This is a genomic window from Nostoc sp. PA-18-2419, assembly GCF_005869855.1.
Classification (GTDB): Bacteria; Cyanobacteriota; Cyanobacteriia; order Cyanobacteriales; family Nostocaceae; genus Nostoc.
The window spans coordinates 19,841-35,632 of record NZ_SZNH01000026.1 but is presented as its reverse complement, the minus strand read 5'-3'; the positions used below and the strand labels follow the sequence as shown (position 1 = coordinate 35,632).

12 protein-coding genes are annotated in these 15,792 nt (G+C 40.4%); 5 read left to right on the top strand and 7 right to left on the bottom strand.

Annotation, left to right across the window (positions count from 1 at the left end; all coding sequences use genetic code 11):
* Positions 1-104: 104 nt before the first annotated feature.
* Positions 105-4,973 (bottom strand): PAS domain S-box protein, encoded by a 4,869-nt coding sequence (locus FCR06_RS22765; RefSeq protein WP_138503777.1) that lies wholly within the window; start codon positions 4,971-4,973, stop codon positions 105-107.
* Positions 4,974-5,721: 748 nt separating this feature from the next.
* Between FCR06_RS22765 and FCR06_RS22760 the strand changes: the two genes are divergently transcribed.
* Positions 5,722-6,003, top strand: a complete 282-nt coding sequence (locus FCR06_RS22760; RefSeq protein ID WP_138503775.1) for a hypothetical protein — start codon at positions 5,722-5,724, stop codon at positions 6,001-6,003.
* Positions 6,004-6,108: 105 nt separating this feature from the next.
* Here the strand turns inward: FCR06_RS22760 and FCR06_RS22755 are convergent, their stop codons facing one another.
* Both FCR06_RS22755 and FCR06_RS22750 read right to left on the bottom strand, forming a co-directional pair.
* Positions 6,109-6,531, bottom strand: a complete 423-nt coding sequence (locus FCR06_RS22755; protein ID WP_138503773.1) for a deoxyribodipyrimidine photo-lyase — start codon at positions 6,529-6,531, stop codon at positions 6,109-6,111.
* A gap of 62 nt (positions 6,532-6,593) precedes the next feature.
* The gene (locus FCR06_RS22750; RefSeq protein ID WP_138503771.1) at positions 6,594-6,929 is read right to left on the bottom strand and encodes a hypothetical protein; all 336 of its coding nucleotides are present in this window, start codon (positions 6,927-6,929) and stop codon (positions 6,594-6,596) included.
* Positions 6,930-7,532: 603 nt separating this feature from the next.
* Here FCR06_RS22750 and FCR06_RS34375 point away from each other — a divergent pair.
* The 3 genes from FCR06_RS34375 (at position 7,533) to FCR06_RS22740 (ending at position 10,451) form a co-directional block, all read left to right on the top strand.
* Positions 7,533-7,655: a hypothetical protein gene (locus FCR06_RS34375; RefSeq protein WP_262984704.1), complete on the top strand. Its 123-nt coding sequence runs from the start codon at positions 7,533-7,535 to the stop codon at positions 7,653-7,655.
* A 748-nt stretch (positions 7,656-8,403) separates the two neighbouring features.
* Entirely contained in the window at positions 8,404-8,763 is a 360-nt protein-coding gene (locus FCR06_RS22745; RefSeq protein ID WP_138503769.1) for a VOC family protein, read from the top strand.
* A 515-nt stretch (positions 8,764-9,278) separates the two neighbouring features.
* Complete coding sequence (locus tag FCR06_RS22740) at positions 9,279-10,451, top strand: choice-of-anchor tandem repeat GloVer-containing protein (protein ID WP_138503767.1); 1,173 nt, start codon at positions 9,279-9,281, stop codon at positions 10,449-10,451.
* Between the two features lie 318 nt (positions 10,452-10,769).
* Here FCR06_RS22740 and ssuD read toward each other — a convergent pair whose 3' ends face one another.
* From ssuD to FCR06_RS22725, 3 genes are all read right to left on the bottom strand, one after another.
* Positions 10,770-11,906 (bottom strand): FMNH2-dependent alkanesulfonate monooxygenase, encoded by a 1,137-nt coding sequence (ssuD, locus tag FCR06_RS22735; protein ID WP_138503765.1) that lies wholly within the window; start codon positions 11,904-11,906, stop codon positions 10,770-10,772.
* Positions 11,907-11,996: 90 nt separating this feature from the next.
* A complete protein-coding gene (locus FCR06_RS22730) occupies positions 11,997-13,052 on the bottom strand; it encodes a sulfonate ABC transporter substrate-binding protein (RefSeq protein WP_138503763.1) in 1,056 nt (351 codons plus the stop codon).
* A gap of 105 nt (positions 13,053-13,157) precedes the next feature.
* A complete protein-coding gene (locus FCR06_RS22725; RefSeq protein ID WP_138503761.1) occupies positions 13,158-13,913 on the bottom strand; it encodes a dienelactone hydrolase family protein in 756 nt (251 codons plus the stop codon).
* Positions 13,914-14,040: 127 nt separating this feature from the next.
* On the opposite strand from FCR06_RS22725, the gene FCR06_RS34370 reads away from it, so the two are divergent.
* A complete protein-coding gene (locus tag FCR06_RS34370; protein ID WP_262984703.1) occupies positions 14,041-14,172 on the top strand; it encodes a hypothetical protein in 132 nt (43 codons plus the stop codon).
* 41 nt (positions 14,173-14,213) lie between these two features.
* Here FCR06_RS34370 and FCR06_RS22720 read toward each other — a convergent pair whose 3' ends face one another.
* Complete coding sequence (locus FCR06_RS22720; protein ID WP_189523536.1) at positions 14,214-15,716, bottom strand: DUF3131 domain-containing protein; 1,503 nt, start codon at positions 15,714-15,716, stop codon at positions 14,214-14,216.
* Between the last annotated feature and the right edge of the window lie 76 nt (positions 15,717-15,792).

The window sequence follows — 15,792 nt, the reverse complement described above, 5'->3', positions numbered from 1 at the left end:
TATAATTCTGCGAAAAGTCGAGCCAGTGCTAGCTTAGCGCCTTGTGTCACAAAGCAATTGGCATTGGAGCTAAGGCTTGCAGCAAGTTGTTAGTGTAGCGTTATTTAAGAAGCTATTAAGTTGGCGATCGCTTGGATTAATTCGATTGGCTCTACTGGTTTGGCGATATGCTTGTGAAATCCGGCGGCAAGTACTTGTTTGGCATTCATTTCTCCAGCATAGGCAGTAAGTGCGATCGCTGGAATTTGTCCTCCCTGTTCTGGTGGTAATGTCCTCAACTGTCGCATAAACATGTATCCATCAATGTTTGGCATTCCAATGTCGCTTAACAGAACATCTGGTTGCAATTGCCTTAAGGCAGTTAATGCTTCATTTGCTGATGCCACTGCTGTCACATTTGCCCCATAATGCTCTAGCAAAAAGGCAATAAATTCTCGCGTATCCGCATCATCATCCACTACTAAAATTTTGACATCATTTAAATTTGAGGATGACTCAGAGTCGATACTGTCTTCTTTGCTTTGTGAGGGCTGTTGAATTAGCGGAAGTCTGACGGTAAAAGTTGCCCCGCGATTTTCACCCTGACTTTCTGCCTCGACTGTGCCGCCATGCAGTTCCACTAAATGACGGACGATCGCTAATCCTAACCCCAATCCCCCAAATTTTCTAGTGGTGGTGCTGTTTTCTTGACGAAAATATTCAAACATATGGGGGATAAAATTGGGATCGATGCCTTTGCCAGTGTCGCTAATGATGATTTGGGCATGAGGAGTGTTGAGTGAGGAGTTAAAAGTTATTCTTTTTATCGCCTTGTCCTGCGTCCCTTGCGCGTCTCCCTCATCTTCCCTAGTCCCCACTGCTGCAAGTCGAATATCAACTCGTCCCCTCTCTGGTGTAAATTTGATGGCGTTTGAAAGTAGATTCCAAATAATTTGTTGCAATCTACTAGAGTCACCTAAAACTTGCTCTAAATTTGGTTGTATGCTGATGTGCATCTCAATTGACTTGGCTTCAGCTGAGAGCCGTACTGTCTCCATTGCTGCGGTAATTACAGATGTCAAATCAACTGGGTAGATATTTAAGCTGAGTTTACCTTGTAAAATCCGGGAAATATCCAGCAAGTCTTCAATTAGTTGAGCTTGTAGTTGAGCATTGCGCTCGATAGTTTTAAGCGCTTGAGGGATTACTTTTTCATCAAGTTTTCTGGTTTGGAGTAATTTTGACCACCCGAGAATTGGGTTGAGTGGCGATCGCAATTCATGCGAAAGAACTGCCAAAAACTCGTCTTTAATTCGATTGGCGTTTTCTGCTGCTTCTCGTGCAGTCTGTTCTGCTTCGTATAAACGGGTACGTTCAATTGATTGAGCGCATTGCTGTGCTAGTGCTAGTACAAAAGCACGGTCATCTTGGTTTAATTTGCGAGTCTCAGCGAAAGCTAGAGAGATTCCGCCTATCGCTCGTCCCTCGATAATTAATGGAATGGAAATCCAAGTTAAATAATTATACTTAGCATACTCTTGAGCTAGATGTGAGTAACGAGCCACCCTTGTTGTTGTTGGCTCTTGCCAGAGAAGTTGTTTAGTCCGTACTGCTTCTGCCAGTGGCGCAGCTGCATTAATCGAAAATCGCCGCCATAAATTTAATGTTTCTTCTTGGTAACCAACTGCACGGACAATTTCCAGTTCACTGCCGTTGTTAGTCACGAGTGCTACTAAAGCAGAACTAGCTCCCAAAGCTGCCATACCTTGCTCTACAATTACTTCAGCCACTTGTGCGGGAGTTAGAGATTCCGAAAGCGCCGCAGTAATCGCTTGTAAACGGGCAGTGCGAAATGCGGCGCTTTCAGCAATTTGTTGAGATTGCTGTGTTTGTGTGTACAATCGGGCATTATCAAGGGCGATCGCTGCACGCCCGGCCAATTCTTCAGCTAACATTAAGCTGTGACTATCGTAGCGATGATTGCCAGAAGATACTAAAGTCATAGCTCCTAGTGCCCGTCCCCGAACCATGAGCAGCACACACATTACAGACTGAGGATTTAACTGTTGCAGGATTTTCAAGTGGCTGGCACTTGAAGTTACCGCTTGCATCTGTTCTAAGGAAATAAAATGAGTAATTTGTGATTTGCCAGAGCGTATTACCTCAGCAATACCTTGTGTTTGTCCTACAGGCGGATAATTTTGTAACTGTTCTACCAATTGGTGTTTTGCCGGGTCGGCATGGGCGGCTGCAACCCTACGGACTGATTGATGGTCACAGATATCAACTAAACACCAATCGGCTATTTCGGGTACTGTTAAACGCGCTAAACTTGCTAAAGTTGTTTCATAATCCAATGATGCAGCCAGAATTCCGCTTGCCTGAGCTAAAAAGCGCTGTCTATCTTCCACTTGCTTGCGCTCAGTAATATCTCGCGAACACGCTTGGATTTCTAAAATTTCTTGAGTTTGGCGATCGCGAATTGCTCGAGCAGTTGTTTCTAGCCAGATATAATGCCCATCTTTGTGACGTATGCGGTAAGTAAGGGTATAAATATCTGGTAAATCAGCATTGATTGGATAATGCTTGGCAATCTCAGCTAAATCGTCTGGGTGAACTAACTCACGATTATGACGACCCACTCGTTCTTCTGGTTGATACCCTAGTACTGTGTAGCAAGCTGGTGAAACATACAGCAAAATTCCGTCTACTGTACTACGTGAAATAATATCAGTGGAATTCTCAGCCAGCAGTCGAAAACGTGCTTCACTTTCTGCTAGTGCTGCTTGTGTTTGTTTTCTAACATTAATGTTAGCGAAATATAGTGATAGTCCTGTAGCGGAAGGATAGGCACGGACGGCAAACCAGGCATCAAAGGGCGGGTAATAATCTTCCAACTCAAGCGGTAGTGCTAAAGCGACGGCTCTTTGAAAAAGTTGACCAAAACCAGTATCAGCTAATTCTGGAAACTCTTCCCACAATTTCTTTCCCAGCAGTTCTTCACAGCAACGCCCTAAAGTTCTACTTCCCTCGTGATTGAGATAGGTAAAGCGCCACTCACTGTCAAAGGCAACAAAGCCATCAGTGATACTCTCCAAAATTGTGGTAACTTGCTCTTTGGCATTTTCAGCTTCAAGACGAGCCAGACGTTCGCTCTCCAGCAGTTGCTCGCGTTCAACTTCTGCTTGTTTGCGTTCAGTGATTTCTTGGCAAATTGCGCTCACCCAAGTGATATTACCGGGTAGTTGAATCGGATAGTAATTAACTGACCAGTACTGCTGCTTTCCAGGGGCAGCAGGTGTTTCTCCACTGGTTTCTTGGGAAATGGATTCTCCAGTCTCCACTACATGGCGCAAAGCTTCCGTAACCTCAAGATCCAACCCAGGCAGCAATTCGGCGACAGTCTTACCGATATGCATCTCTTGGGACAGACCGTTGATTTCAGCTAAAGCATAATTCAAGCGCACAAATCTTAATTTTTCATCCCATACGCCAATTCCCAGAGACGCTTTATTAAAAATGGTATCAAGCAGCACGTTAGCTTCCATCAAGCGAGTCTGTTCTGTTTCTAGTAGCGCCAGGAGTTGCTCACGTTCTGACTCTGCTTGCTTGCGTTCAGTAATATCTACACACATCCCCACCCATTCGATGATTTCCCCTGTTTCATTGAGTATGGGCACTCCGCGTATAGACATGTGACGGTATTCACCGTCATGGCGTTGGACACGATATTCTGCAACTGCAACCCTGCGTCCATCAAAAGCTTGTCTCCAAATTGCAGCTACAGATGTCCGGTCTTCTGGGTGTAGTGCATTTACCCAACCCCAGCCTTTGTACACTTGAAAACTCTGACCAGTAAACGCTTGCCAGTTAGGAATCTCATCAATAACGTTGCCCCAAGGTGCCGCACTCCAAATAATCGATGCGCTTGCTTGTGCTAAACAATGGTAGCGTGCTTGACTGTGACGGAGATTTTCTTCTACGAGCTGACGATAGCGTAGTGCAGTTTGCTGTTCGAGCAAACACTGCTGCAAACCTATTACCTCTTGGGCTTCGACGCGAGCAGTTAAATTATTTGGCAGGGTACAATCTTTCTCTGAAATTGCAGCATCGGCAGTTTCTAAAATCCGGCAATATTTTTCTTGTGTTGATTCCAGCATTGACTTGCTTCGCTGCTGTTCGATGAACTGACCAATTTGAGTAGCGATCGCACTCATTTTCTGGAGTAAATCTAAGTCAGGCTGTAAAATTTGGTTGGTGAAGAATTTCATCACACCTAAAATTTTATTACCCAGCACAATCGGCAATTCGATAGCCGCCGCAAAAAAATTCTGATTTAAGCCAAGTTCACAAATCCAAATAGGTTGACTACTAGTCCAAACTTGATTAGTTAACCCTTCTCCCAGAGCAAGAGTTGAAGGCTGGTTCAATAGTTGGGAATTTTCAAGGCTCAAATCCGATGAATGCCAACTGCCGATCCGATGCAGAGCATTAATTTCCTCGTTTACACTCCAGAAAATACCAACTTGCCAGCCTAAACTTTGGCACACGGATTCCAGAAGCAGGGGAACAGCATTGGCAAAAACAGTAGTCTCAGCCAAAATCTGGGTGACTATGTAGTGTGCAGATAAAAGCTGTTGGTTACGTTTTTGTTCAGTAATATCTGTAATTAATATTGATACGCCATTTTCCCCAGGATAGACGCGGTATTCTAACCAACGATGCCATCTTGGGTCTAAATACTCAAAATTTACTGTAATTTGTTCGGCAACAGCCCGATGCATTTGGGTGTAAAGTATGCTATTTCCCGTATCAGGAAAATCCCAAATGCTTTTACCTAAGAAATCTTCTTTATTCATTTGGGCTAGTTCAACTAGCTTGTCATTGACATAGGTGTAGCGCCATTCACAATCCAATATGACGAAGGCATCACTGATCCTAGCTAAGATTTCTTGAATATTTTGGGGGATGATTGGCTGAATTTCAGCAGTCACAGTTTCTGCTCCTGATTTTTTAAGTATTTGGCTAAAAGCGCCTCATTGGTTTTTCTCCATCAGTTATATCCTGTGAAATGAAACTTCTAGGAGCGTTGCCAGTTTTAGCTGTCAAAGTATAAGACTAAATACAGCAAAATTCAAAAGCCTCACCAAGGACGCTGGGCGGCTTGGGGTCATAATTGGTGACACCAATTACAATAGGGTTTGTGCCAAGCTACCAAACCTAAATAATGTACTTGACTTTCCTTTAAATCTGCTGTGATCGTATCTTGATTTTTATACTAGAGGCTGAGAATTAGTAGTTTGATTTTAGCAGCTACTCAAACTAGAAAATAATAGCGATACCTGCGGCAGGCTACGCCTACGCCTAGAATAGTAAAACTAGATTTATTCTGGTCTAAAATATCAGTGAGGGTATCTAACCCTAATTATTATCTTGAAGGAGAATCTGCAAGGGTTGGTTTCAAAACCTTGTATCTAGCAGTTCTAAATCAGAAAGTGAAATCTTACTACTGTTTAGTGTTATATAGTTAACAGTTGACAGTCAACAGCCACCACTGATATTTTTTACTTTCTCCTGCAAAAACTGTTATATACTTACTTACAATTTTTCAGAAAAGTCTGATATTTGCCGCCTTTCTCTAGGGTTGTAGAGATTATGGGACAGTTATATTCTAATACATGGAGTATGGTAGAGGCTATTTAAGCTAATAATAGAGTTATTTGAATGCAAGAGATGGAAAACATGAGAGTTTGGCTTGCCTGCTTTTTGGTACTATTTGCGTTGGCAGAATTTTTTAACTGGTTGCAAAAATTTAATTTGCCATTACCAATCTATATTTTGGGTGGGGCTTTTTTAGCTGTTGCTTCTAACTACGACAAGATTGTTGGTTCTGATTTAATTGATCCCAGTATGGAAGCATCACTCGAACACCCCCAGTTAGATTCAACCACTGCATCTCGAGAGTCTATTTCTTTTACAATTGCTAGTTCTGTTGAAGATGCTCAACCAGCAAAAACAGAATGAATAAGCTTATCCCACCCTTACAAGTTGACTGTTGAATGTTGACTATTAACAGAGTGCCCTTGGTGGTTTCAAGAGTTGAAACAAATGGCTCTCATCAGTCAACCCTCAACCGTCAACAAAAACATAATTTTGAGCCACTTTCCAGTACCGGGAAAACCGCTTCAAATCAATATAGCCATCATAATCAAAAAATGGTTMCACCTCTAGCACTTCGACTTTTATAGAATGCTCAATTTGATTGCAGATATCATCAAACCGAGGACTAGGACTGTCTGCTGTTACTACTAAGTCTGCTTTCTGTTCTTTGGCAAAAGCTAAAACTTCCTGTACCACATCACCACGACGGATTACAACAGGTAACTCTAGCAAACATTCGTAAATAAACGTTAAGCGTTTGAAACTCAATTGCCATTCTTCTATCAAGGCCTCGTCCCAAACCCAGATGGCAAGAGCATCTGGGTATTCTTGTAATGCGGGATTGTATGGACTGAGGCAGTCTCCATGTACCCAGACAATCGGTTTACTCATTAAATTTTAAATCTCAATAAAAGACTATCTCTTGTCATTGAACAATGACAGTCTTATAAGTATCAGACGTTGTTGGAAAAACTAGGGCTGTTACTATAGCGTCTGTGAAAAAGAATAGCCGCTGAATTACTCAGCAAACAGGTGATTGCTAACCACATCAATATATAGGTAGGAGCCATCACCACGCCAATCATAAACCAAGTATACACGTGCAAGATCATCACAGAAGCGAAAAAGCAAGCGATCGCAGCAGATTGCCACACTTGATGCAATGGGCGACGTAATACTGTCATAACTATTGTTAAAGTTGTAAACAGTAAATTTGCTGGTACAAGAAATGTACAAATAGTCACGCAGTTGCCACGAGAGAACTCAGCCAAAGTGTTTAAATCAAACATTAAGATCCTGGGGATAATGTTAGCAACCTATAATTTAATTTAACTTATTTCTAAATAACGAAATTAACCTTAGCATATATCGAGAGTAATAATTTTGAAAATTTAACAGAAGTTTAATAATTCAGTTAAGTTTTGATAATATCGATAGTGAATCCCAATGAATCCTAAAAGCTTTGTATATGTAGGGTGGTAGACGCCAGACTTAGGGACTGACAATTAAAAAACATTCCATCGTCATGACGCACAGTTGTGCGTCATGACAAATGTATAAATAAAATTTGAAGTAATTTATTTCTTGAAATTCCTTAAATCAAACTTTTGTAAAGTAGGTCGAAAAGCCCGTCTTAATTATGCAGCTTTTATGTAAAACAGCTTATTCAGCTATCTATCGTACCTAAATCGCTGCAAGTTTTTTAAAAAATAATAAATATATTTTAAGTTTTATGTTCTGAGTGCAGGTGAATGGGTTGAGCACCTAGCTTAAATACAAGCAGATTAATTTTTTCTAAATTATGTGACAAAATCAGCAGGATTATATCTTCTTTGATGCCCTGGCCCAACTACTCCAAACAAGGTAGATGAATTTTAAAAATTAAAATATATATGTGCATCTTCCAGCCAAATCCAGGTTTAATTAGTTATCCTCCAGCCAATGCGATCGCTAAAACATTTTTAGGCTTTCTATTGACTGCCAAGACCCAGCTTAGCTCAATCGCTATTTTATAGCATATCTATTAACCTGACTCAAGCATGAGTAAAGATGGCTATCAGATGCGAGCAACTTTGTTGTAGGATGTAGTTTAAGAAAATTTCTTTATTTCTTTCTCTTACAATTAATAAATATACGAATCTGATTTAATTTATGAAAAATCTAAGTATATGTAAGGTGTTTTATCGCTCTTAAGTACAGTAATAATCGAGCATGGAGAAAATTATTTCCTGCTGCATCATTACTAAAACTTTCATTATGGGTTAAGCAGGTTAGTCATAATAATTTATTTTGGATAGCTGGAGATAAATATTAAACAACTTTATACAAATTTCTTAAAATGTTAAAACTCAATAGTTAATCTAGTAATTAGATAACCTAAATATCCATATCAATCAAATTCAGTAGCTCGAAAACTTTTGTTAGTTGACGAAATAATCAGGATTTGTGCCGACATTTTTAAGCTAGTGCTTGCCATTGYTACTGAAATTAAGTACTGATGCTTAATCATGTATATATATTCGTAATAACGATACAGATGACTGAGGTAGGGCTAAAGGTGTAGAAATAAAATGCATTTTCAGTAATAGCGAGTAACGTTATCTTGAGCTAAGTAAACACATTGAACACCTTGTTTAAAAGTAACAATTCAGCACTCAAAACGGTCACTACGTTGGATAGGTTTCCAATGTAGTCTTTTGTGCAGGCAATACCGAAGTTTTTTAGCAGGATCGAATACAATAGCTACCTAATACACAGGTTGCAATGCAAATTCTTAAAGTACTAACTAGAGTCTATCTTAGTCCGATTGACTTGGATGAGGCGATCGCTTTTTATGAAAACCTCTTTACAGAAAAATGTTGGTTGTGGTTTCAATATTCGGAAGCCGAGTTGGAACTCGCTGGTGTGGGTTCTATTCTTTTAATTGCCGGTTCAGCCGAAGCACTCTCTCCATTTAAAAATACACACGCAACATTTCTTGTTGACTCACTCAATGATTTTCGAGAAGCACTGACTCAGCAAGGTGCAGTAATTCTGGCGGAACCGAACAAAGTCCCGACGGGAGTTAATATGCGAGCCATGCATCCTGATGGCACAATTATTGAGTATGTTGAATTGGGATGATTAATTTTTAACCAACATTAAATTTAAGAAAATGATTAGCAAATTACATTATCAGGTTTTTCTCTAGCCAGAGTTAATTTAAAGTTAATTTTTTTTGTGTTGATGGCGACATCTATTACTTAAACTGTGAAGTATGCTATCTATGAAGCGAAATCAGAAGTTGTATCGCTTAAATCACTTCTTCAGCGGTAATACAGGCTTTATTGCTGATACCATTTCTTTGTCAAGTTGCAATATATTTTTACCTCCCAGTTAACTCGTCCCCCTTTGGTAAGGAGGGATTAGAGGGCGGTTTAATAAGGCGCATCTTCATAGAGAATTGGTAAGAATTAATTATAACCTTTCTAAATCTCTTTCAAAGGTAGTTAGAAACTCGTTCATGTCTTCAGTGACTTCAAACTAGAAGATACTAATTTTTAGTACCTAGTTTTAGTAGTTAGTGTCAAAAGCGTTAGTCATAACAAAACTTGTGAGAGCAAAGATTCAGGATTTGCTAAATTTTGGTGAGATTAAAAATGAACAAGCTCAATCTGTGCAAACAAAGTCAAAACAATAATAAGCTGTTGATTTTAACATCGTTAGCTGTTTTGATGTCTCCATTAGTATTACCCTTGCAACAASCCTTTGCCGGCACATTAACGACCGTTGTAAATTTTAATGGTACTAATGGAGCTAGCCCAAAAGCAGGTGTGGTTYTAGGAAGCGATGGCAATATTTATGGAACAACTTCCGCAGGTGGTTCGCAAAATAAGGGAACAGCATTCAAATTAACTGCTCCTAATTTTACACCTTTGACTACACTAGTTCAGTTCAATGGCACTAATGGAAATAATCCGATCGCCAGATTATTTCAAGCAAGTGATGGCAATTTTTATGGAGTAACCTCTACAGGTGGTACCAATGACCTCGGTACGATATTTAAACTGGCAAAAACAACTTTTACAACTTTGACTACACTGTTTAACTTTAATGGCACTAATGGAGCTGGGCCAGCAGGTAGATTGATTTCCGGTGCTGATGGTAGGTTGTGGGGGACAACCTCAGCAGGTGGAGTCAATGGTAAAGGAACTGTATTTAAGGTTCCCCTAACTGGAGGTACGCCGACAATTGTAGTCAACTTCAACGGCACAAATGGAGCAAATCCATTGGCAAGATTGCAATTGGCAAGTGATGGGAACTATTATGGCACCACCTCCGCAGGTGGAGCAAATAATAAAGGTGTGGTGTTTAGACTAACTCCTGCAGGAGTAATAACTTCATATAGCTTTACTGGTAGTAATGGACAAAGTCCCCAATCAGGATTAATTGAATCAAGTGGCTTTCTCTACKGCACAACATACCTGGGTGGAGCCAGTAATAAAGGAGCTATATTTAAAATTCCACTCGGTGGTGGGTCACCAGTTTTAGTTGCTAGCTTTAATGGGACGAATGGAGCCAACCCAACAGCGGCGGTGATAAAAGCAACTGATGGGAACTTCTATGGTACGGCTTCTACAGGTGGTGCAAGCAACAAAGGGGCTATCTATCGATTGAATGGAGCAACCATCACTTTGCTATCTAGCTTTAATGGGACGAATGGAGCAACACCGAACTCCACACTAATTCAACTTTCCAATAGTGCATTTTACGGTACTGCCTCTAGTGGGGGCACTTCTAATCAAGGAACTGTGTTTAAATACGTAAACTAATCCAAAGTCCAATCAGATATCTAGCTTGAATGAATTGGTCAATACAGATTAGATATGTGTTGAATATAGAGCTAATCAAAAATTGAATTTAATTATGGCTTAGGCAATAATGCTTGAGCCTTTTTGCTGTAAAACTTGCTTGATCAGAAGTTATACCAATTTGAAAAATGATTGTCATAAATGCATTGATACAACCCTAGATTTAGAAAGCGATTCCTAATCCAAAATCTAAAATGGTATTAGGCGATCGCCACTTGACGGTGACTCACATTTTTCTCTTTCTCCTATTTAGAAGAATTAACTAATGCCCAATGCCATTTAAACAGGCTGTGGTTTGAGTAAATCTGTTTTGGTAACAAATTCACTAAACGTACTTGTAACTTGTTGCGGTAATGCGATCGCTGGCGTTTGCACTGGTAAGCGTGGAAACAGTAATTCTGCGACTTGATAGGCTTCTTCAAGATGGGGATACCCTGAAAATACAAACGTATCAATGCCTAAATCAGCATATTCCAGCATTCGCGCTGCAACTGTGTCTGCATCTCCTACCAAGGCAGTTCCAGCACCACCACGTACTAAGCCAACACCTGCCCATAAATTGGGGCTAATTTCTAAGTTTTGGCGACTACCATTATGTAGTTGTGCCATGCGGCGTTGTCCTTCTGATTCCGATTGAGCAAATCGCTGATGTGCAGCAGCGATGGTTTCATCATCCACATACTGAATCAGTTCGTTGGCTGCATCCCAAGCCTGTTGCGTAGTTTCTCGGACTATGACATGCATCCGAATTCCGAAGCGCACAGTTCTACCTTGTTCTGCTGCTAATCGGCGTACCTTGGCAATCTTTTGGGCAACTTGAGCTGGTGGTTCACCCCAAGTTAAATACACATCAATATGTTTGGCAGCAACTTGGAGAGCAGCATCAGAAGAACCACCAAAATATAAAGTCGGATAAGGCTTTTGTACAGGAGGAAATTGCAGTTTTGCACCTTCAACTTTCAGATGATGACCATTGAATGTGACCTCATCTCCTTGCATCAGCGATCGCCAAATTGTTAAAAATTCATCAGTTAGTTGATAACGTTGGTCATGATTTAGAAAAATTCCATCTTTGGCTAATTCTTTTGTATCGCCACCAGTTACCACATTCAGAATAATTCGACCATTAGAAATTTGGTCAAAAGTAGCAGCCATCCTCACTGCTAATGAAGGTGACATAATTGCTGGACGAAAAGCTACAAGAAACCGCAAACGTTCGGTAACTGAAATTAAAGAACTAGCTACAATCCAAGTATCCTGTTTTTGTCCAGTACCAATTAACATGCCGCCGTAACCCAATTTATCAACAGCTTGGGCGATTTGCTGCATATAAGGATAAGTCGCTGGACGCCTGCCAATTGTAGTGCCTAAATAACGCTCATCTCCCTGTGTAGGTAAATACCAAAAAACTTCCATAATCACTCTGTTCCTAATTTAGCTATTAGTCATTAGTTATCGGTCATTGGTTATTAATATCTTCTCCCTCAGCCCCCAGTTCCTAAGACACTATCTAATGCTGCTTTGACTGATAGTTTCCGGTGTGATAGCTGCATATTGTTCATTAGTCAGCATTGCTTCCTTAATATTAATAGACTTAGGAATTATTTTCTCTTTAGCAAATAAATCTGCAATTTTTTGCTGATTTTCCATAATTTCTGGAGTAATTGGTCTTAAACCGTAATTTCGCCTTTCAACCATTGTTTTTAAAATATCTTCATCAAGTTTCAAGTAAGGAGCGATAAGTTTTACAGCTTCCGCTCGATTTTTGTCAGTCCATTGACCTGTATTATCAATTTCCTCTAGGATTAATCGCACTAATTTGGGATTTTCTGTAGTGAACTTTCGCGCCGCCATGTAATATCCGCCTTGAGTAGCAATGCCGCTAGCATCTCTCAGTACACGGGCATTTGCCTTTTTTTCTGCCACTGCTAAATAAGGATCCCAAGTAACCCAGGCGTCAATTTTTCCTTGAATAAATGCATCACGAGCTTCTGAGGGGGGTAGACTCAGGGCTTGAATATCACTATATTTTAAACTGGCTTCTTCTAAAGCTTTGATTAATAAATAATGGGAGGCAGAACCTTTTTGAAAAACTATTTTTTTACCTTTGAGGTCGGCTAAAGTATGAATTGGTGAATTATTTTGGACTATGATGCCACTTCCTTTACCAGTATTGGGTTTGTTACTAGCAATATAAACTAAAGATGTACCAGCAGCTTGAGCAAATATTGGGGGAGTTTCGCCTACAGAACCAATATCAACTCTACCCACATTCATCGCTTCCATCAGWTGTGGCCCGGCGGCAAATTGCGCCCATTCTACAGAAACACCTAAAGGTTGTAAACGCTTTTCAATCAATCCTTTTAGTCTGACAATATCTCCGGAACTTTGATATCCCATGCGAACAACTTTAGCTTGAAAACCAGTAGTTTTATTTTCTGATTTTGGGTTTTCGACTGAGCAACTAACTAAGGTCGTAGAGATTGTTAATAATCCAGGTAGGACGAATAGTGAAAACTGTTGAAAAATTTTCAATTGTGGCTGTTTGAAGGCAGTAATCATAAAGGTAATACTATTCGGTTAATAATTTTATGTTTTTATTTTTTATTTGTAGGGGCGCACAATTCATCGGGTAGCACAGCTGTGCTACCCTACTAACACAGAGATTTATACAGTTTGCAGCTGAAGATTCTTTTGGAACAGTTCTACAACGTTTTTCCAAGCATCAGCAGCAGCTTCGGGATTATAGCTAGCGCGATGGTTGCAGAAAAAACCATGTCCTGCTCCCTCGTAGCGGAAGATAGCATGGGGAATCTGATATTTCTTTAATTCTGCTTCAATTTGTTCTGTATCTTCTAAGGGAATTCCTTGATCTTCGAGACCAAAGAATGCATAGATGGGGCCTTTAATATCGGGAGTGCGAGTAATGGTTGGTTCTCCACCGCCAGGAGTTGAGTTTGTAATCCCACCACCATAAAAGGAAGCTGTGACTTTAATATCTGCTAATGTGGCAGCTAAGTAAACAACGTGACCACCAAAGCAGAAACCAATGGAACCGATCGCATCTGGTTGTACATTTGGTAAAGTTCTCAAATAAGCGATCGCAGCCTGAATATCACTCAGTATTTCCTCGGCTTTAGTTTGCTGCTTATATTGTCTCCCTTTTTCAATATCTTCAGGATTATATCCAGCCTCGAAACCGGGAGCAGTGCGTTGAAATAAAGTCGGAGCGATAGCTACATACCCAAGTTTTGCAAATTTCTCGGCAACTTCCCGAATGTGTATATTTACCCCAAAGATTTCCTGAATCACAATCACAGCTGGGAAAGTTCCTTTTCGTGTCGGTGACGCTAAGTAAGCGTCGATTTGTAAATCACCGTTGGGGACTTTAACCTGAGTAGTGCGAATTTCTGTGTTTGTCATCGTTTGAGATTAGCTTCCAACCGCTTTTAGTTTCGTTTTTGATGGTAAATTTAATAAAATACTTAATGTTTATCGATTTACCGTATTTTAAAAGTAGTATTTCACAAACAATGTACAAACGCAAGCCTTGATATCAGAAGCAAACACGGGATTAGGCTCTCAATTTTACCAAGCTGATGAAAGTTGGCTCATACAGCAGCAAGCGCAATCTGTATTTTCGGCTGCTCTGGAAGAAAATCAGCAATCACCCCACGGATGAATCCGGGGGCTGTATTCCATTCTTTTCGTCAGGCGACTGGCTTAATTTGATTTGTTACTTTTGTTAACTCCTGCCCAAACAGTAAGCGGTTGTCCGACTTGCTTGTACAGCAGACTCTCTAAAATCACCCCATTATTATTAGCTGTCAGAGTTTTATTCGGCTGACGCAGAGATTCATAGAAACCGTTATACCAACCATCTTTTGACTTGAGGTTAGCTTGGACGAAATCAAATAATTTGTGCGTGTAATCAGTGTTATAAAGCACATACCAGCCTACCGTTGCCTTAGCACTTAAAAAGCGCAAATCATTACGCTGTTGTCGAGTGTCTGTGATAGTACCCCAAGGTTCTCCGTTGACAAATAAACTGCTGTAAACAAAATAAGGAGGGCGATCCAAGTTGTCTTCTGTGGCGGCAGTTAATTGTTTTGTCGCTTGATAGCGAGATTCTTGAGCAGCTAAAATTCTATCGGCGTAGGCTTTAGGCAAAGCTTGAAACCCAGTTTCGATACCATCTAAAATATAGGGTTCGCTGAGAACATAGTTATTAGCTTGAGATTTTTTATAGTCACGTTGGTCGTAAGGAATTCCTTGTCCGTAAAGATTGACAAAAGCAGTATAGGATTGATAATCCAAGGCTTTTTTTACATCTAAGCCCCAAAGCTTCAAACCATAGGCAGCATAATTCTCATAACCCAGGCGGCCTTCTTGGTTGTACTGTTCTTTGCCTTCAATAACACTAGTACCGTACATTTGCCCATTTTTGGTCAAACGCTTGACTTGCCAATGTTTCCAAACGTCACTAGAGAGCGATCGCATCTGAGGATACTTTGCACCAACAATCTTCAGCCACATTGCCATCCGCCCTAAATCAATGGCAGACCAACCAATTTCTTCGCGTTTTTCTAGTTGACCATAATTAACGGGGATGAGAGTTTTTGCATTATAGACTTTGTTAGGTAATTCTTCTTTGTATAACGGCACAGAAGCCAATGTTTTTAACATTTTGCTCATTTTGGCTTCAAATTCAGCCGCAGGCACGATATTGAGTTCTCTGGCACTAACTAAAGCGGCGATTGCTGCTGCTTGATCCCACATAGTTACGGAGGCAAAGCCATCAACAGAATTAACCAAGCCAGTTTCTTCATTCCAGTTACGCTGGAAGTATGACCAAGCCTGACGAGCAGTTGCAATTTCTTCTTTAGTTAACGAGCCTGCACCAGGAGCAACATAAGGAGTAATAGCTATCCTTAATTGGTTGGGAGCAATCGGTTCACCTGGTAAAACTACAGATGTAGCGTCAAGGTTAGCAATTGTTTCAGTTTCTTGAGCAGTAAAAGGAGTACTCTGTATGGGTTCCTTCGGTTGTAATAACTGCCCAGAAGTAGTTTGAGATGTTGATATTTCAGGTTTTTGTCGGGAAGTTGGAGAAAGTTGTCCAGACCAAAAATTAAAACCAGCGATCGCGATCGCCGCAGTTACTATTCCTCCTACAGAAGCCAGTATGGACAAGCTTTTAGGTGGGGGTTGAAAATCAGAACTCATAGGGATTAAAGCCTCATTTTATGAATTACAGTTGCTTGTGTAATCTCACCAGACTTTATTCTTCCCAATTTGGAAT